The organism is Mycobacterium sp. E3298 (genome assembly GCF_001666895.1).
Lineage (GTDB): Bacteria > Actinomycetota > Actinomycetes > Mycobacteriales > Mycobacteriaceae > Mycobacterium.
This window is the reverse complement of record NZ_LZJB01000416.1, coordinates 1-16,272: the sequence shown is the minus strand read 5'-3', so window position 1 is coordinate 16,272 and position 16,272 is coordinate 1. Positions and strand designations below refer to the sequence as shown.

Below are 16,272 nucleotides of genomic sequence, written 5' to 3'. Positions count from 1 at the left end.
GTCCTCGTCGAGCACCACCGTGCGGTGGTCGATGGTCACGCGCGGGCCGCCACTGTGCGGGGCGTCTTTCGCCACGATGCTGGTGCCGCCGAATCCGGTCTCCGACGAGCCGATGGAGTCGGTGATGACCCGGTTGGGCAACAACTCGAGCAGGCGCTCCTTGATGCTCGGCGAGAACAACGCCGCGGTGCTGCCCAGCATGAACAGCGACGACAGGTCGTAGTCGTTTTTCCTGTCGAGCGCATCGAGCAACGGCCGGGCCATCGCGTCGCCGGTGAAGAACAGCATGTTCACCTTATGATCGTGGATCGTGCGCCAGACCTCGTCGGCGTTGAATTCCGGTGCCAGCACGGTGGTTTGGCCCGAAAAGACCGACCGCCAGGTGGCCGACTGGGTGGCACCGTGGATCATCGGCGGAACCGGATAGTTGATCATCGGGGGGTTGGCGGCCGCGGCCTTGGCCAGGTCGTATTCGTCCTTGACGAATTCGCCTGTGGCGAAGTCGGTTCCACCGAGCAGCACCCGGTAGATGTCCTCGTGACGCCACATCACGCCCTTCGGGAATCCGGTGGTGCCACCGGTGTAAAGGAGGTAGATGTCGTCGGCGCTGCGCTCGCCGAAGTCGCGCTCGGGCGAGCTGTCCGCGATCGCCGAGTGGAATTCGACGCCGCCGTAGCGCGTGTAGTCGTTGTCGCTGCCGTCCTCGACCACGAGGATGGTCTTGACGTTCGGGGTGTCCGGCAGCACGTTGGCGACCCGGTCGGAGTACTGGCGCTCGTGGACCAGGGCGACCATGTCGGAGTTGTCGAACAGGTAACGCAACTCCCCCTCGACGTAGCGGTAGTTGACGTTGACGATGATGGCGCCGGCCTTGACGATGCCGAGCATCGCGATGACGATCTCGATGCGGTTTCGGCAATACAGCCCGACCTTGTCGTCCTTCTTGATGCCCTGGTCGATCAGGTAGTGGGCGAAGCGGTTGGCCTTCTCCTCCAGCTGGGCGTAGGTGAGCTTCTCGTCGCCGCAGATCAGGGCGACACGGTCCGGCACAGCGTCGATGGCGTGCTCTGCGAGATCGGCAATATTCAGGGCCACGGCCACTAAATTAGAACGTGTTACATTTCTTGACAAGCTCGTGCCCCTCATCGACGGAAAGGCGGTAGCTGTGTCCGAGGCTCCAGCAAACGACCAAGCGGGACATGACGCGCTCGTCGAACAGCGCGGTCACACCCTGATCGTGACGTTGAACCGGCCGCACGCCCGCAACGCCCTGAGCACCGAAATGATGGAAATCATGGTGCAGGCCTGGGACCGCGTCGACAACGACCCGGACATCCGCTGCTGCATCCTGACCGGGGCCGGTGGCTACTTCTGCGCCGGCATGGACCTCAAAGCGGCAACCAAGAAACCGCCGGGTGAGTCGTTCAAGGATGGCAGCTACGACCCGTCGCGAATCGACGCTTTGCTGAAGGGTCGCCGGCTGACCAAACCGCTCATCGCGGCCGTCGAGGGCCCCGCGATCGCCGGCGGCACCGAGATCCTGCAGGGTACCGACATCCGCATCGCCGGCGAGAGTGCCAAGTTCGGCATCTCGGAGGCCAAGTGGAGCCTGTACCCGATGGGCGGGTCGGCCGTGCGCCTGGTGCGGCAGATCCCCTACACGGTCGCCTGTGACCTGCTGCTGACCGGCCGGCACATCACCGCCGGCGAGGCCAAGGAGATGGGCCTGATCGGGCATGTCGTGCCGGACGGGCAGGCGCTGTCCAAGGCGCTCGAGATCGCCGACATCATCGAGAACAACGGCCCCCTGGCCGTGCAGGCGATTCTGCGGGCGATCCGCGAGACCGAGGGCATGCACGAGAACGAGGCCTTCAAGATCGACACCCAGATCGGCATCAAGGTGTTCCTGTCCGACGACGCCAAGGAAGGCCCCCGGGCGTTCGCCGAGAAGCGCAAGCCCAACTTCCAGAACAAGTAGACCCCTCGGGCGCCCCTTCCCCGCCGAACGTGAAGCCATTGCGATCTTCCGGCCGGATTTTCGCAATGGCTTCACACTGGACGACCCGTCGGTGCCCCTCGGCATACTCCGCGGGATGGGAAAGCCATTTCTCGGTAGCGAGGCGGTCGCGTCCGGGCTGGTGACGCCGTACGTCTTACGCACCGGCAGGTTCGTGGCGATGCACCGCGACGTGTACGTGCCCCGCGATGCGGAGGTCACCGCCGTGGTGCGTGCCGAGGCGGCGTGGTTGTGGTCACGGCGGCGCGGGGTCCTCGCCGGCCGGTCGGCCGCGGCGCTACACGGCGCCAAATGGGTCGATGCCCAGGCGCCGGCCGAACTCATCTACCAGAATCGCCACGCGCCAACACATGTCCGCACCTGGGCTGACCGCATCGAAGACGACGAAAGCACGACGATCCAGGGCATGTCAGTGACGACCCCGGCGCGCACGGCATTCGACCTAGCCTGTCGCAATCCGGTCGGGACGGCCGTCGCTGCGCTCGACGCCCTGGCTCGGGCAACCCGACTAAAGGTCGCCGATGCCGAATTAATTGCGGAACGCTACAAGGGCCACCGGAACATCCGGCGGGCCAGGCGCGCGCTCGAGCTTGTCGATGCCGGTGCGCAGTCACCCCGGGAAACGTGGCTGCGACTGACGGTCATCGAAGCCGGATACCCTCCACCGCAGACCCAGATTCCCGTCTGCGGCGAACATGGCGAGCTTGTCGCGGTTATCGACCTTGGTTGGGAAGACGTCAAAATCGCCCTCGAGTACGAGGGTGACCACCATCGGACGGATCGCAGGCAATTCCGCAGGGATATCGCTCGATTCGAAGCGCTGCAGGACGTGGGCTGGATAGCCATTCGGGTCACGTCGGCAGACACACAAGGCGGCATCCTGGCGCGGGTGGCCGACGCATGGCGCCGCCGAGCGTGAAGCTGTCGCGAGTTTTGGGCCGTTTTCTCGCAACAGTTGCACGCTCGGCGACGAGCCAAGGCGCCTACCCCAGCGGTGCGCTCGGCGTGAACGCGACCGGCATCTTCTCCAGGCCGGAGACGAAGTTGGCCGGCCGCAGGGGCAGGTCGGCCTCCGAGGCCAGCCGCATGTCCGGCAGGCGCTGCAGCAGCCGGGTCTGCATGATGGACAGCTCCAGCCGGGCTAGCTGGTTCCCGAGGCAGAAGTGGGTGCCGAAGCCGAAGGCCAGGTGGTTGTTCGGGTAGCGCTCGATGTCGAATGATTCCGGGTCGTCGAACACCTTCTCGTCGAAGTTCGCCGACTCGAACAGCAGGATCATCTTCTCGCCCTGGCGCAGCTGGGTGCCGTGGAACTCGGTGTCGGCGGTGATGGTGCGTGCCATGTTCTTCACCGGCGCGGTCCAGCGCAACATCTCCTCGATCGCGTTGGGCAGCAGGCTCAGGTCGCCCGCCAGGCGCCGGTGCTGATCCGGGTGCAGCAGCAGCTGCCGGGTCCCGCCGGACAGCGTGTGGCGCGTGGTCTCGTCGCCGCCGATCAACAGCAGCAGCACCTCGGTGACGATCTGGTGGTCCTCGAGCCGTGAGCCCTCGACCTCCGCGTGCACCAGGACACTGACCAGGTCGTCGGTCGGCTCGGACTTGCGGGCCTCGATCATGCCCATCATGTACTGGCTGTAGGCCGCGAAAGCGTCCATGGTGACCTGGAAATCGGACTCCGCCGCGGTGCTGCTCAAGAAGCTGACCAGGTCGTCGGACCACTTGAGGAACATCTTGCGCTCCTCGGGACGCACGCCGAGCATGTCGCCGATCACGGCCATCGGCAGGGGCGCGGCAAGGTCCCAGACGAAGTCGCATTCGCCGCGTTCGCACACCGAGTCGATCAGCGTGTCACACAGCGAAACGATCTTGGCTTCAAGGTCTTTCACGCGCTTGCGGGTGAAGCCGGAGTTGACGAGCTTGCGGCGCAGCAGATGTTGCGGATCGTCCATCTCGATCATCATCTCGACGCCGTCTTGGTCGGGGCGGATGCCGCCGGCGTTGGAGAACAGCTCGGGGTTGCGTTCGGCCTCGATCACGGCCTGATAGGTCGACGCGGCGGCCAATCCCTTGCGGTCCCGGAAGACCGGCTCGTGCTCGCGCATCCATCGGTAGACGGACCGCGAATCGCCCGCGTAGAAGGCACCGTCGGTCAGATCCACATCGGGTCTGGTCATCGTCATGAGATCTCCTGGGCATCACCGAAGGTCATTTGGACGTTCTGAGCGGAACTGGACACCAAAGCGCGTTTTGGAAGGCCTAGCGACGCAAGTTCTTTGGCATACGGGTGATCACCCAGCCGGATCCGCACGCCGCCGAACCGGGTGTGCACACCATCCAGCGTGTGTTCGAAGGCGGTCTCGCGGGTGACGCCGTCGCGGTGTGAGTAACTGGTCTGCGCCTGCTGGCGGGGGGTCAGCCGGAACGGCAGGCCGGGGCGAAAATCCATGCCGATCACCGGCTGGCCGTCGATGCTGAGGTCGAAACCGAACCGGCGCCCCTCCCGAACGGTGAAGTTGCCCATCACCTTGGGGTAACCCCAGATCTTGGTGCCCGCCTCCAAGGTGAACGCCTGGTCGACGGGCAGGTGATGGATGAAGGCGCCGGCCGACTGCAGCGCTCGTAGCCCGCTGGCCTTCGAGCCGGGCGGGTTGACCATGACGCTGGTGCCGAACTCGTGATACTGGCCCAGGTCGCCGTCGAGGTAATGCATCAGCATCAGGACCACGATCGCGCGACCGGGCAGGTAGCGGCAGACCTGCAGGCCGCTGTAGTCGATCATCTGCTGCGCGGCGTCGGCGTCGACGGAGAACATCGCCATGTGCTGATTTGCCTGGCGGATCCGCACCGGCATGGTCAGTACCGTGCCCGCGATGGTGTGCTGCGAGGCTGTCATCGGGCCACACTAGAACGCGTTCTAATCCCCTGGCAAGGATCGGCTAGATCAGCGTGGCGAGCTCCCTGATCTGCGCCTCATTGCGTCCGTTGACCACCATCATGGTGACGCCGGCGGCTTCCCAGACCTTGACCTGCTCACGGACGTAGTTGATATCACCGACGATCGCGGCGTCGTCGATCACCTCGTCGGGGATGATCTCGGCGGCCTTGTCCTTCTGGTTGCTGCGGAACAGCTTGGTGACCTCGTCGACCACCTCGGCGTAGCCCATCCGCCGGTAGACGTCGGCGTGGAAGTTGGTGTCCTCGGCGCCCATCCCACCCATGTAGAGCGCGATGTAGGGCTTCATGGCCGCGAACGCCGCGGGGCGGTCGTCGGTGATGACGATGTTGGCGGTCGCGCAGATCTCGAAGTCGTCGCGGCTGCGGCGCGCCCCGGGCCGCGCGAACCCTTCGTCGAGCCATTCGTTGTAGGTGTCCGCCATCCGCGGCGTGTAGAAGATCGGCAGCCAGCCGTCGCAGATCTCGGCGGCCAGGGCCACGTTCTTCGGCCCCTCGGCGCCCAGCATGATCGGGATGTCGGGGCGCAGCGGGTGGGTGATGGGCTTGAGGGGCTTGCCCAGCCCGGTCGTCTGCTCGCCGGTCAGCGGCAACGGGTAGTGGGGGCCGTCGCTGGTGACCGGCTTCTCGCGGGCCCACACCTGCCTCATGATGTCGACGTATTCACGGGTACGGGCCAGCGGCTTGGGGAACGGCCGGCCGTACCAGCCCTCGACCACCTGCGGGCCCGAGACGCCGAGGCCGATGATGTGCCGGCCCCCGGACAGATGGTCGAGCGTCAGCGCGGCCATCGCGGTCGCCGTCGGGGTCCGCGCGGACAGCTGAATCACCGAGGTGCCCAGTCGCAGCCGGTGTGTCGACGAGCCCAGCCACGCCAGCGGCGTGTAGGCATCCGATCCCCACGCTTCGGCCGTGAAGACGGCGTCGAATCCGGTTTCCTCGGCGGCGGCGACGAGCTCCGCGTGGTTCTCCGGCGGCTGAGCGCCCCAATACCCGAGCTGCAATCCCAGCTTCATAGTCACTGAACCCTTCCGAGGACCCGATGTTGAAACAGTTCTTAGAACCTGTTCTACTCGATGGCGTGACAGCCAGTTCTAGCAGCCCGACCTTGACGGATCCCACTGAGCCACCGCTCTCCGCGCCGCTGACGTTGTCTTTCGACTACACCCGTTCGGTCGGCCCCACGTTGAGCAAGTTCTTCACCGCACTGCGTGAGCGCCACGTCCTGGGAGTGCGCGGATCCGATGGCCGGGTACACGTGCCGCCGGCGGAATACGACCCGGTCACCTACGAGCCGCTGGGCGAGATGGTGCCGGTGTCCAGCGTCGGCACCGTCGTTTCCTGGACGTGGCAACCGGATCCGGTGGAGGGTCAGCCCCTGGACCGTCCGTTCGCCTGGGCGCTGATCAAGCTCGACGGCGCGGACACCCCGCTGATGCACGCCGTGGACGCCGGCAGCCCAGGAGCCATCACGACGGGCTCCCGGGTCCATGTGCACTGGGCCGACGAGCCGGTGGGCGCCATCACCGACATCGCGTACTTCGAGCTCGGTGAGGAAGCCGAGCCGGTGTCCGAACTGCCCGCGGGCGAACAAGATCCGGTGACCATGATCGTCACGCCGATCTCGCTGACGATTCAGCACACCGCCTCCCACGAGGAAAGCGCCTACCTGCGGGCCATCGCGCAGGGCAAGCTGCTGGGCGCGCGTACCGGCGAGAAGGGCAAGGTGTATTTCCCGCCGCACGGCGCGGACCCGGCCACCGGCCAACCCACCACGGAATTCGTGGAGCTGCCCGACAAGGGCACCGTCACGACGTTCGCGATCATCAACATCCCGTTCCAGGGTCAGCGCATCAAACCGCCCTACGTGGCGGCCTACGTGCTGCTCGACGGTGCCGACATTCCCTTCCTGCATCTGGTCGCCGACATCGACGCGCACGAGGTGCGGATGGGTATGCGCGTCGAGGCGGTGTGGAAACCCCGCGAAGAGTGGGGCTTTGGCATCGACAACATCGAGTACTTCCGGCCGACAGGGGAACCCGACGCCGACTACGACACCTACAAGCACCACCTGTAAAGGGCACACCTACCACATGAGCGCTCGCAACGTTGCGGTCGTCGGCTTCGCCCACGCCCCACACGTACGCCGCACAGACGGCACCACCAACGGCGTCGAGATGTTGATGCCGTGCTTCGCCCAGCTCTACGAGGACCTGGGTATCACGAAGGCCGACATCGGCTTCTGGTGCTCGGGATCCTCCGATTACCTTGCCGGGCGGGCATTCTCGTTCATCTCGGCGATCGACTCGATCGGCGCAGTGCCGCCGATCAACGAATCGCACGTCGAGATGGACGCGGCGTGGGCCCTCTACGAGGCCTACATCAAGATCCTGACCGGCGAGGTCGACACCGCGCTGGTGTACGGGTTCGGCAAGTCCTCGGCCGGAATTCTGCGCCAGATCCTGTCCCGGCAGACCGATCCCTATACCGTCGCGCCGCTGTGGCCGGACTCGATCTCGATGGCCGGGCTGCAGGCCCGCATGGGGCTCGACAACGGCAAGTGGACCGAAGAGCAGATGGCGCGCGTCGCGTTCGACTCCTTCGCCAACGCGCGCCGGGTCGACAAGGTGGAGGGGTCGATCAGCGTGGCCGAGCTGCTCGAGCGGCCGTTCTTCGCCGAGCCGCTGCGGCGCCACGACATCGCGCCCATCACCGACGGCGCCGCCGCGATCGTGCTCGCGGCCGACGATCGGGCGCGCGAGTTGCGCGAGAACCCCGCCTGGATAACGGGAATCGAGCACCGCATCGAAACCCCGGCCCTCGGCGCGCGCGACCTCACCGAGTCCCCGTCGACCAAGGCCGCGGCCCAGGCGGCCACGGGCGGCCGAACCGACAACCTGGACGTCGCGGAGATCTGCGCGCCGTTCACCCACCAGCACCTGATCCTCGAGCAAGCCATCCGGATACCGGGGCCGACCAAGGTCAACCCGTCCGGTGGAGCGCTGGCCGCCAACCCCATGTTCGTCGCCGGCCTCGAGCGTATCGGCTTTGCCGCCCAACACATCTGGAACGGATCGGCCAAGCGGGTGCTCGCGCACGCCACCAGCGGGCCCGCGTTGCAACAGAACCTGGTCGCGGTCATGGAAGGAAAGAACTGATGGCCGGAGCGGGAGCATACCTGGCCGCGGTACTGGGTACCGGGCAGACCAAGTACGTGGCCAAGCGCAAGGACGTTTCGATGAACGGCATGGTGCGCGAGGCGATCGACCGCGCGCTGGAAGATTCGGGTTCGACGTTCGACGACATCGACGCCGTCGTCGTCGGCAAGGCGCCCGACTTCTTCGAGGGCGTGATGATGCCCGAGCTGTTCATGGCCGACGCCGTCGGCGCCACCGGCAAGCCGCTGATCCGGGTGCACACCGCGGGTTCGGTCGGCGGTTCCACCGCGGTGGTGGCCGCCAGTCTGGTGCAGTCCGGCAAGTACCACCGCGTGCTGGCCATGGCCTGGGAGAAGCAGTCGGAATCAAATGCCATGTGGGCGTTGTCGATTCCGGTCCCCTTCATCAAGCCCGTCGGCGCAGGCGCGGGCGGTTATTTCGCCCCGCACGTGCGGTCCTACATCCGCCGTTCCGGCGCACCGTTGAACATCGGCGCGATTGTTGCCGTCAAGGACCGGCTGAACGGGGCCCGCAATCCGCTGGCGCACCTGCATCAGCCCGACATCACCGTCGAGAAGGTGATGGAGTCGCCGATGTTGTGGGACCCGATCCGCTACGACGAGACCTGCCCGTCCTCGGACGGTGCCGCCGCGGTGGTGATCGGCAACGAGGAGGCCGCCGAAGCCCGTCTGGCCCAAGGACAGCCGGTCGCGTGGATCCACGCGACCGCGCTGCGCACCGAGCCGCTGCAATTCTCGGGACGCGACCAGGTCAGCCCCCAGGCCGGGCGGGACGCCGCCGCGGCGCTGTGGAAGGCGGCGGGCATCACGAGCCCGATCGACGAGATCGACGCCGCGGAAATTTACGTGCCCTTCTCGTGGTTCGAGCCGATGTGGTTGGAAAACCTCGGCTTTGCGCCCGAGGGTGAGGGCTGGAAGCTCACCGAAGCCGGCGAGACGGCGATCGGGGGGCGGCTACCGGTCAACCCCTCTGGCGGCGTGCTGTCGTCGAACCCGATCGGCGCGTCCGGCCTGATTCGGTTCGCCGAGGCGGCGATTCAGGTGATGGGCAAGGGCGGGGATCACCAAGTCCCCAACGCGCGTAAGGCGTTGGGGCACGCCTACGGCGGTGGCTCGCAGTACTACTCCATGTGGGTGGTCGGCGCGGACAAACCCACGCCCGAAAAAGTCGGCTCGTGACCGAGAACCCCGCGCACGAGGCGGGCCGCCGCTCGCGCGAGGCGGTCATCGCCAGGGACAAAGAGGCGTGGCTGGCGGTGTTCGCCGACGACGCGATCGTCGAGGATCCGATCGGGCCGTCGGCCTTCGACCCGGAAGGCAAAGGACACCGGGGCCGCGACGCGATCTCGGCCTTCTGGGACAAAGCGATCGCGCCCACCACCAAGATCGAGTTCGTCTTCCGCGACACCTACCAATGCGGCAACGAGGAAGCCAACGTCGGCCACATCCTGATCACCCATGGCGACTATCAGGTGACCGCGGAGGGCGTCTTCACGTACAAGGCGAACGACGAGGGCCAGATGACCGCCCTGCGCGCCTACTGGGAGATGGACCGCGCGGCCGCGTCGGCCCGGAAGGTCTAGAGCGGCTCGAGCCCGGCCCGGTGCCGCTGAGCCAGTTCGCGGTAGGCCTGCGGATTCGCCTTGACCCACATCTCCGCGCCCGTTCCGGCGACGGGTCCTTTGATCTGCGCCGGTGCGCCCACCGCCAGCATGCCGGCCGGGATCTGGGTGCCGGCCGTCACCAGCGAATGGGCCGCGATGAGGCTGCGCGCGCCGATGACCGCGCCGTCGAGGACGGTGGCGTGGTTGGCGATCAGGGCCTCCGAACCGACGTGCACCCCGTGGATGCAGCACATGTGGGCCACCGTGGCGCCGGGCCCGATGTCGACCGGGATGCCGGGCGGCGCGTGCAGCACCGACCCGTCCTGCACGTTCGCGCCCTCGCGCACCACGATGGGCCCGTAGTCGCCGCGCAGCACGGTGTTGAACCACACCGATGCACCGGCCTCGACGACGACGTCGCCGATCAGGGTGGCGGTGGGCGCCACGAAAGCGGTGGGATCGACCCGCGGCGCCCGGCCCTCGAAAGCAAACAGCGGCATCGTCTAGATATACCCCGAGCGGGCATTCGCCGCGCATATGCCGTGGCCAGACTCGCCGTCGTTGCGCGCCGCCACCGCAAAACTGTAACGTGTTCTAGTTAGAGGGCCAGCGAGTTGGAGGTGACAGGTGACTACCGACGCCAAGGCGGTCGGCGTCCGGGAGATCGATCCCGGTGCTCTGCCGACAAGGTACGCCCGGGGCTGGCATTGCCTGGGCGTCGCGAAGGACTTCCAGGACGGCAAGCCGCACTCGATCGAGGCGTTCGGCACCAAGCTGGTGGTGTTCGCCGACTCACACGGGGACCTGAAGGTGCTGGACGGCTACTGCCGGCACATGGGTGGCGACCTCTCTGAGGGCACCATCAAGGGCGACGAGGTGGCGTGCCCGTTCCACGACTGGCGCTGGGGCGGTGACGGCCGCTGCAAGCTGGTGCCATACGCCAAGCGCACACCCAAGACGGCGCGCACCCGCTCGTGGACGACCGACGTGCGCGGCGGCCTGTTGTTCGTCTGGCACGACCACGAACAGAATCCGCCGGACCCCGCGGTCCGGATCCCCGACATCCCGGAAGCCGCCAGCGACGAGTGGACGGAATGGCGGTGGAACCGCATCCTCATCGAGGGCTCGAACTGCCGCGACATCATCGACAACGTCACCGACATGGCGCACTTCTTCTACATCCATTTCGGGTTGCCGACGTACTTCAAGAACGTCTTCGAGGGTCACATCGCGTCGCAATACCTGCACAACGTGGGCCGTCCGGACGTCAATGACCTGGGTACCTCCTACGGTGAGGCGCACCTCGACTCGGAGGCGTCGTACTTCGGGCCATCGTTCATGATCAACTGGCTGCACAACAGCTACGGCGGCTACAAGGCGGAGTCGATCCTGATCAACTGCCACTACCCGGTGACCCAGAACTCGTTCGTGTTGCAGTGGGGCGTCATCGTCGAAAAGCCCAAGGGCATGGACGAAGCGATGACCGAGAAGCTGTCGCGGGTATTCACCGAAGGCGTCAGCAAGGGCTTCCTGCAGGACGTCGAGATCTGGAAGCACAAGACCCGCATCGACAACCCCCTGCTGGTCGAGGAAGACGGCGCCGTCTACCAGCTGCGCCGCTGGTATCAGCAGTTCTACGTCGACGTGGCCGACATCCAGCCGGAAATGGTGGAGCGCTTCGAGATCGAGGTGGACACCACGCGCGCCAACGAATACTGGAACGCCGAGGTCGAAGAAAACCTCAAGGCGGCCAACGACGAAGTGCCCGTGGAGCAACACTGATTCCATGACCCAGGATCAACCGGCGGTCCCCGACGTCGACCGGCTAGCCCGGTCGATGCTGATGCTGCACGGTGACCATCACGACCACGAGGACGCGCCGGCCCGCAACGGCGGCTCCGGATCCTGGTCGAAGTCAAGGGATTTCGCCAACGATCCGCAGCGTGCCGCCGCCGTCGCCGAAGCCAGCCGCGCCGACCGGGAGCGCTACCTTCGCTCGGGCCTGCTGCCGGTGGATTGCCGGTTCTGCCACGTCACGGTCACCGTCCGGAAACTGGGCCCGGGCCACACCGCCGTGCAATGGAACACCGAGGCCTGGCAGCGGTGCGCCCACTTCACCGAGGTGCGCAACTCCGGTGGCGACACCGCGCGCACCCGTTCCTGCCCGAAGTTGAGCGACAGCATCGAGCATGCGGTCGCGGAGGGTTACCTGGGCGAGCCCGAGGATCCGGTCGACGACTGAATCACTGCCCTTGGGGCAGTTTGGTTATCGCTTCGAACGCCTCTAGGAATACCGCGGCGATGTCGCCCTCGCGGGCGCTGGCCATCGGCTTCTTCTGCAGGAGGACACGCTGCACGCCGATGCCCAATAGCAGGGCGGTGACCATGTCCGCTCGAATCCTGGGCCGGTCCGCCGTTATCCGCTTCGCCAGGTTGCGGGTGAGGCCCGCATCGAGCTGCTCGTTGAGCCGCGCCACGACCGAAGGGTCGCCGCTGGACCGCAGCAGGGCGAACAACGGGGCGTCGACATCGCGGCGCGCGCCCAGCACCCGGGCGATCAATCGCTCCGCCAGCACATCGTCCGCGGCGCCGAGAAGTTCCTCCACATTCTCCGAAACCTCCGTTGCTTCCGCGAAGAGCTTTTCCTTCGACCCGAAATAGCGGCGGACCAAAGTGACATCCACACCGGCTTTCGACGCCACCTCGCGCAGGCCAATGGCGTTGTAGCCCCGCGCAAGGAAGAGCTCGCGGGCGGATTCCAGCAGGCGGATTCTGGTGGCACCGGCGTCGCGGCGCCGTGGTGGCACGTCGTCCATCTGTCCTCCTTTGTCTACAACCGTAGACATATCCGCCCCGGCGGCGCTACGCTGAGGGCATATGTCTACGACTGTGGACATATGCCGGTGAGTTGAGGGAGGTTCTCATGGCCGGGGTGATGCTTGTCAAACAGCGGGTCGCCAGTGTCGATCAATGGAACGACGTGTTTCGCGAACCCCGACTCGATGCAACCCGGCGCCGGCATGGGCTGGTCGTGACCGGTACCTACATCGACGGCGACGACCCCACCACCGTCATCGTCGTCATGAAGATGGAAAACATCGATGCGGCAAGGCGATTCGCGGCCTCGTCCGAGCTTGCCAGGGCGCGCGAGCACGCGGGCGCGATCGGTCCACCAGACGGCGTTTGGCTGGGGGCCCGGCCGGTCGACGACTGATTCACAGCCCGGCGAAGCGCTCCTTGACGGTTTCGACGGTCAGCCCGTAATCCGCCAGCGAGTAACGATGTTTCGGCGCCCGCTCGCCGGACTGGCTGTCGGCGTGCGTCTTCTCCATCGCCGCCCTCGCCTCGTCGGTCAGCGTCATCCCGAACTGCCGATAGATGTCGGCCACCGTGCCGATCGGGTCGGCGATCAGTTCCTTGTAGTCGACGTCGTAGAACTGGGCCGGTGAATACTTGGCGCGGGCGGTGTTGAAGCGCTCCAACCCCCGCGACCAGGTATCCATTGCGTCGGCGCCGATCTGGGCCCCGTCAAACTTCGTCGACCATCCCTCGGCGGTGTGCTGAGCCAGCGAGCACATGGAGGCCATGATCGTCTCGACCGGCCGATGGGTCTGAATCACCAGCGCGTCGGGGTAGGTCGCCATCAAGGCGTCCAGCGCGAACAGGTGGCTGGGATTCTTCAGCACCCAACGCTTTTCGGCGTCATTGAGCCCGATCAGCTGGAGGTTCTTGCGGTGCCGCCGGTAAGACGGCGTCCAATCCTGCTCCGACAGCCACTGCGCGTAACTGGGCAGGTGCGCCAAGGTCTCGTAGGACACCGAATGCAGCGACTGCCGAAGCAGCTGCCAGCATTCCTCGAGCTCGTATGCGGCCATGAAGTGCAGGCCGGTGTAACCGGGATTCTCTCGGTGGTGCCGGTTGAATTGCTCGTCCAGTTGGCGATAAAGCGGGTGTGATTCCCAGGTTTCACGCGGCGGCCGCGGTTGCGGGAATTCGGCCAGCCACATGTGCAGGCCCTGATGCGCGGGGTCGGCGCCCAGCAGCCGGTGCAGCGCCGTGGTGCCGGTGCGCACCAGGCCGGTGACGAAGATCGGGCGTTCGATCACGACGTCGGCGTGCTGCGGGTACTGCTTCCACGACGCCTCGGACAGCAGCCGGGCCACCAGGGCTCCGCGCAGGAAAAATCGATTCATCTTGCTGCCCAACACCGTAAGGCCGGCTTCTCGCCGGTAGGAGTCCAGCAGCACCTCGAGCGCCTCGAGGTAGTTGTCGTCGTTGGCGCCGAAGTCGTCCAGTCCGGTCAGCTTGCTCGCGGATGCGTGCAGTTCGTCGACGGTGCCGATGTCGGTGCGATCAGCTCCCATGTCGCCATCTCCTCATCGCTTCGTCCCCCGCAAGCGGGTGGTGCCCCCACTGCATCGTCGATGGCGGCATCACGTGTGGTACTCCCCGCAGTTGACGTCCAGGGTCTGCCCGGTGATGCCGCTGGACAGGTCGCTGGCCAAGAACAGGATGGCCGAGGCCACCTCGTCTTCGGTCGGCAGGCGCTTCAGGTCGGAGTTCGCCGCGGTGGCCGCGTAGATCTGGTCCACCGTGGTGCCGTATTTGCCCGCCTGATGTTCGAAGTAGGCCTGCAGGGTGTCACCCCAGATATAGCCGGGGGCAACGGAATTGACGCGGATCCCCTTCTCGCCGAGCTCGGTGGCCAGGGACTGTGACATCGACAGCAGCGCCGACTTGGCCATCTTGTAGGCGCCGTACTTGGCCTGGGAGTGCCGCAGCACCATGGAGTTGACGTTGACGATCGACCCGTGCGACTTCTCCAACGCGGGCGTGAAGGCCTGGATGAGCCGCAACGCGCCCAGGGCGCTGAGCTCGATCGCATCACGGATGTGCTGAAAACTGGTGCCGGCCAACGGCTTCATCGATGGCACGCGGAACGCGTTGTTGATCAACACGTCGACCTTGCCGTAGGTGGCCATGGTCGTCTCGACGAGGTAGTTGACCTCGTCGTCGTCGGTGATGTCGCAGCGCACGGCCAGCGCCTTGTGCCCGGCGTCGTTGACCTCCTTGGCGACGCTTTCCAGCCGTTCCACCGTCCGCGCCGCGAGGACCAGATCGGCACCGTCCTGGGAGAACCGGTGCGCCAGGGTGGTGCCGAGTCCGGGCCCGACGCCGCTTATGACGACGACCTTCTCGTTGAACAATCCTGACATCGTCACCCCAGCATCCTGGCCGCAATTTGTTGTTGGCGCAGCGCTATTCGCGCACGCCATTCATCGTCGGAGATCTTATTGTGCTCGAAGTACGGCAGCGTGGCGGGTACGGCGTCGAAGTCGACCACCTCGACGGTGGGCCCGTCCGCCTCGGTGAGCTGACGCGACACCCGCTGCCAACGGAACTGCAGGAAGCCCCGCCGATGCGCCAGCGTCTCGACCCAGTTGGCCACTCCCGGATTCTGGTCGGCGACCACGATGCGCACCTTGCCGTCCGGATCCGCTTGCGCCTGAGTGTTGTTCAGCGACGTCTGGTGGTTGATGTAGTCGAGGGAGATGTACCACAGGCTGCCCAGCTGGAAGCCGAGGTAGGGCGCGTCGGAAACCGGGATGGTGATCACCAGCGCCTGATCGGGCCGCAGGTCGTAGTGGCCGACCGACGAATACTGGGTCGCGAGTCCGCCCGGCGTGAGCCGGGGCGCGACCATGGTGTTCACCGGAAGGTCGAGATAAAACCACTGCGGGAATTGCAGCCACGTCTTCACCCGATTGACGAGCTGCTTTCCCGCTGTGACATAACGCTTTTCGATGGTCTCGCGGGTCAGCGGCGGGGGTGCGGTGCCCGCGGTGTCCAGTCGGGAAATCGCCAGCGTGCCGCGCTGCGCCGACCAGTCCCCATAGACCTCGCGGATGACCAACTGGCCGTTGCTGGTGGGCCGAACCCGCCACTCGAAACTGCCGTCGGCCGCGATCTCGAGTTCGCGGTCGTCGAACGCCGCCTGGCTGGCCGGCACGTTGTCGTCGGTGTATTCACCGCCGAGCAGCTGGAAGCTCAGGTCGGTGGTGGTGCCGCGCCGGCCGGTGACGACGTAGTCGTGATTGGCGTGCACCCGCGTGCCGAAGTAGAGGGTGTCGGGGTTGTCGAGGCCCATCTTGGTGAACGGCCCGGTTCCGGACTGCAGGATCGGGTGGTCCCGCTCGTAGTCGAAGGCGAGGTGGATACAGGCCGAAACGCAGCCCGCCAGATACTGCAGCCCTTCGAGCAGGTCTGCCTCGGTCTCGATGAAGGGCGCGTCGGCGACCAGTTTCTCGGCTTCGGCGATCGCGGCGGTGAGAGGATCAGAGAACACGCATAGACGCTAGAACGTGTTCTACTTTTTCGTCAATGGCGAACGTTCCCGCGCGTCCGCCGCGGCGTTCACCGACGAGGCCGACTCACTACGGTGCGCACTGCTGCGACAGGTCGATCAGATGCTGCCGCACGTCCGGATGCCGATTGAGGTAGTCGATGACGTTGGGGCCGCCGCC

At 66.0% G+C, this 16,272-nt stretch carries 18 protein-coding genes; 9 read left to right on the top strand and 9 right to left on the bottom strand.

The features are described 5' to 3' along the window. A partial coding sequence (locus A9X05_RS19815) for an AMP-binding protein (protein ID WP_067783606.1) occupies positions 1-1,101 on the bottom strand: 1,101 nt, incomplete at its 3' end. A gap of 64 nt (positions 1,102-1,165) precedes the next feature. On the opposite strand from A9X05_RS19815, the gene A9X05_RS19810 reads away from it, so the two are divergent. Both A9X05_RS19810 and A9X05_RS19805 read left to right on the top strand, forming a co-directional pair. Next, complete coding sequence (locus tag A9X05_RS19810; protein WP_067758860.1) at positions 1,166-1,978, top strand: crotonase/enoyl-CoA hydratase family protein; 813 nt, start codon at positions 1,166-1,168, stop codon at positions 1,976-1,978. Between the two features lie 115 nt (positions 1,979-2,093). Beyond that, complete coding sequence (locus A9X05_RS19805) at positions 2,094-2,936, top strand: hypothetical protein (RefSeq protein ID WP_067783603.1); 843 nt, start codon at positions 2,094-2,096, stop codon at positions 2,934-2,936. A 64-nt stretch (positions 2,937-3,000) separates the two neighbouring features. Here A9X05_RS19805 and A9X05_RS19800 read toward each other — a convergent pair whose 3' ends face one another. The 3 genes from A9X05_RS19800 to A9X05_RS19790 are packed head-to-tail and all read right to left on the bottom strand — an operon-like array spanning position 3,001 to position 5,982. Then, complete coding sequence (locus A9X05_RS19800; RefSeq protein ID WP_156736846.1) at positions 3,001-4,188, bottom strand: cytochrome P450; 1,188 nt, start codon at positions 4,186-4,188, stop codon at positions 3,001-3,003. A gap of 2 nt (positions 4,189-4,190) precedes the next feature. Beyond that, entirely contained in the window at positions 4,191-4,907 is a 717-nt protein-coding gene (locus A9X05_RS19795) for an acetoacetate decarboxylase family protein (protein WP_067783597.1), read from the bottom strand. A 43-nt stretch (positions 4,908-4,950) separates the two neighbouring features. After that, positions 4,951-5,982, bottom strand: coding sequence for an LLM class F420-dependent oxidoreductase (locus tag A9X05_RS19790; protein ID WP_067755619.1), 1,032 nt, complete (start codon positions 5,980-5,982; stop codon positions 4,951-4,953). A 65-nt stretch (positions 5,983-6,047) separates the two neighbouring features. Here A9X05_RS19790 and A9X05_RS19785 point away from each other — a divergent pair, with 65 nt between their 5' ends. From A9X05_RS19785 to A9X05_RS19770, 4 genes are read left to right on the top strand one after another with little or no spacing between them, the layout of a single operon-like run. Beyond that, the gene (locus A9X05_RS19785) at positions 6,048-7,043 is read left to right on the top strand and encodes a Zn-ribbon domain-containing OB-fold protein (protein WP_067783594.1); all 996 of its coding nucleotides are present in this window, start codon (positions 6,048-6,050) and stop codon (positions 7,041-7,043) included. A 16-nt stretch (positions 7,044-7,059) separates the two neighbouring features. Further along, on the top strand, positions 7,060-8,124 hold the full coding sequence (locus A9X05_RS19780) for a thiolase domain-containing protein (RefSeq protein WP_067755635.1): 1,065 nt from the start codon (positions 7,060-7,062) through the stop codon (positions 8,122-8,124). After that, a complete protein-coding gene (locus tag A9X05_RS19775) occupies positions 8,124-9,323 on the top strand; it encodes a thiolase domain-containing protein (RefSeq protein WP_067783591.1) in 1,200 nt (399 codons plus the stop codon). Before A9X05_RS19780 ends, A9X05_RS19775 begins: the two co-directional genes overlap by 1 nt. Further along, positions 9,320-9,727: a nuclear transport factor 2 family protein gene (locus tag A9X05_RS19770; RefSeq protein ID WP_067755643.1), complete on the top strand. Its 408-nt coding sequence runs from the start codon at positions 9,320-9,322 to the stop codon at positions 9,725-9,727. Before A9X05_RS19775 ends, A9X05_RS19770 begins: the two co-directional genes overlap by 4 nt. Here A9X05_RS19770 and A9X05_RS19765 read toward each other — a convergent pair. Then, the gene (locus A9X05_RS19765; RefSeq protein WP_067783588.1) at positions 9,724-10,248 is read right to left on the bottom strand and encodes a gamma carbonic anhydrase family protein; all 525 of its coding nucleotides are present in this window, start codon (positions 10,246-10,248) and stop codon (positions 9,724-9,726) included. The genes A9X05_RS19770 and A9X05_RS19765 overlap by 4 nt on opposite strands. Before the next feature lie 127 nt (positions 10,249-10,375). On the opposite strand from A9X05_RS19765, the gene A9X05_RS19760 reads away from it, so the two are divergent. Together A9X05_RS19760 and A9X05_RS19755 are read left to right on the top strand one after the other, a co-directional pair. Then, a complete protein-coding gene (locus tag A9X05_RS19760) occupies positions 10,376-11,530 on the top strand; it encodes a Rieske 2Fe-2S domain-containing protein (protein WP_067783585.1) in 1,155 nt (384 codons plus the stop codon). A 4-nt stretch (positions 11,531-11,534) separates the two neighbouring features. After that, positions 11,535-11,990, top strand: coding sequence for a hypothetical protein (locus tag A9X05_RS19755; protein WP_067783582.1), 456 nt, complete (start codon positions 11,535-11,537; stop codon positions 11,988-11,990). Position 11,991: 1 nt separating this feature from the next. On the opposite strand, the gene A9X05_RS19750 is transcribed toward A9X05_RS19755, so the two are convergent. Next, positions 11,992-12,564, bottom strand: a complete 573-nt coding sequence (locus A9X05_RS19750; RefSeq protein ID WP_067783579.1) for a TetR/AcrR family transcriptional regulator — start codon at positions 12,562-12,564, stop codon at positions 11,992-11,994. A gap of 107 nt (positions 12,565-12,671) precedes the next feature. Between A9X05_RS19750 and A9X05_RS19745 the strand changes: the two genes are divergently transcribed. Then, positions 12,672-12,962, top strand: a complete 291-nt coding sequence (locus A9X05_RS19745) for a hypothetical protein (protein ID WP_231968943.1) — start codon at positions 12,672-12,674, stop codon at positions 12,960-12,962. 1 nt (position 12,963) lies between these two features. Here the strand turns inward: A9X05_RS19745 and A9X05_RS19740 are convergent, their stop codons facing one another. From A9X05_RS19740 to A9X05_RS19730, 3 genes are all read right to left on the bottom strand, one after another. Then, a complete protein-coding gene (locus A9X05_RS19740; protein WP_067755660.1) occupies positions 12,964-14,112 on the bottom strand; it encodes a sulfotransferase in 1,149 nt (382 codons plus the stop codon). Between the two features lie 69 nt (positions 14,113-14,181). Continuing rightward, positions 14,182-14,964 carry an SDR family oxidoreductase gene (locus A9X05_RS19735; RefSeq protein ID WP_067783576.1) on the bottom strand — a complete coding sequence of 261 codons (783 nt, stop codon included), beginning with the start codon at positions 14,962-14,964 and terminating at the stop codon, positions 14,182-14,184. Positions 14,965-14,966: 2 nt separating this feature from the next. Beyond that, positions 14,967-16,094 carry a hypothetical protein gene (locus A9X05_RS19730; protein ID WP_067783573.1) on the bottom strand — a complete coding sequence of 376 codons (1,128 nt, stop codon included), beginning with the start codon at positions 16,092-16,094 and terminating at the stop codon, positions 14,967-14,969. Positions 16,095-16,272 lie beyond the last annotated feature (178 nt).

What these genes read in the sequence shown, in the direction of transcription:
- A9X05_RS19805 (WP_067783603.1), top strand. Translation starts at nt 2,094, where the DNA reads ATGGGAAAGCCATTTCTCGGTAGCGAGGCGGTCGCGTCCGGGCTGGTG.
- A9X05_RS19800 (WP_156736846.1), bottom strand. Translation starts at nt 4,188, where the DNA reads ATGACCAGACCCGATGTGGATCTGACCGACGGTGCCTTCTACGCGGGC.
- A9X05_RS19795 (WP_067783597.1), bottom strand. Translation starts at nt 4,907, where the DNA reads ATGACAGCCTCGCAGCACACCATCGCGGGCACGGTACTGACCATGCCG.
- A9X05_RS19790 (WP_067755619.1), bottom strand. Translation starts at nt 5,982, where the DNA reads ATGAAGCTGGGATTGCAGCTCGGGTATTGGGGCGCTCAGCCGCCGGAG.
- A9X05_RS19780 (WP_067755635.1), top strand. Translation starts at nt 7,060, where the DNA reads ATGAGCGCTCGCAACGTTGCGGTCGTCGGCTTCGCCCACGCCCCACAC.
- A9X05_RS19775 (WP_067783591.1), top strand. Translation starts at nt 8,124, where the DNA reads ATGGCCGGAGCGGGAGCATACCTGGCCGCGGTACTGGGTACCGGGCAG.
- A9X05_RS19765 (WP_067783588.1), bottom strand. Translation starts at nt 10,248, where the DNA reads ATGCCGCTGTTTGCTTTCGAGGGCCGGGCGCCGCGGGTCGATCCCACC.
- A9X05_RS19755 (WP_067783582.1), top strand. Translation starts at nt 11,535, where the DNA reads ATGACCCAGGATCAACCGGCGGTCCCCGACGTCGACCGGCTAGCCCGG.
- A9X05_RS19750 (WP_067783579.1), bottom strand. Translation starts at nt 12,564, where the DNA reads ATGGACGACGTGCCACCACGGCGCCGCGACGCCGGTGCCACCAGAATC.
- A9X05_RS19745 (WP_231968943.1), top strand. Translation starts at nt 12,672, where the DNA reads ATGGCCGGGGTGATGCTTGTCAAACAGCGGGTCGCCAGTGTCGATCAA.
- A9X05_RS19740 (WP_067755660.1), bottom strand. Translation starts at nt 14,112, where the DNA reads ATGGGAGCTGATCGCACCGACATCGGCACCGTCGACGAACTGCACGCA.
- A9X05_RS19735 (WP_067783576.1), bottom strand. Translation starts at nt 14,964, where the DNA reads ATGTCAGGATTGTTCAACGAGAAGGTCGTCGTCATAAGCGGCGTCGGG.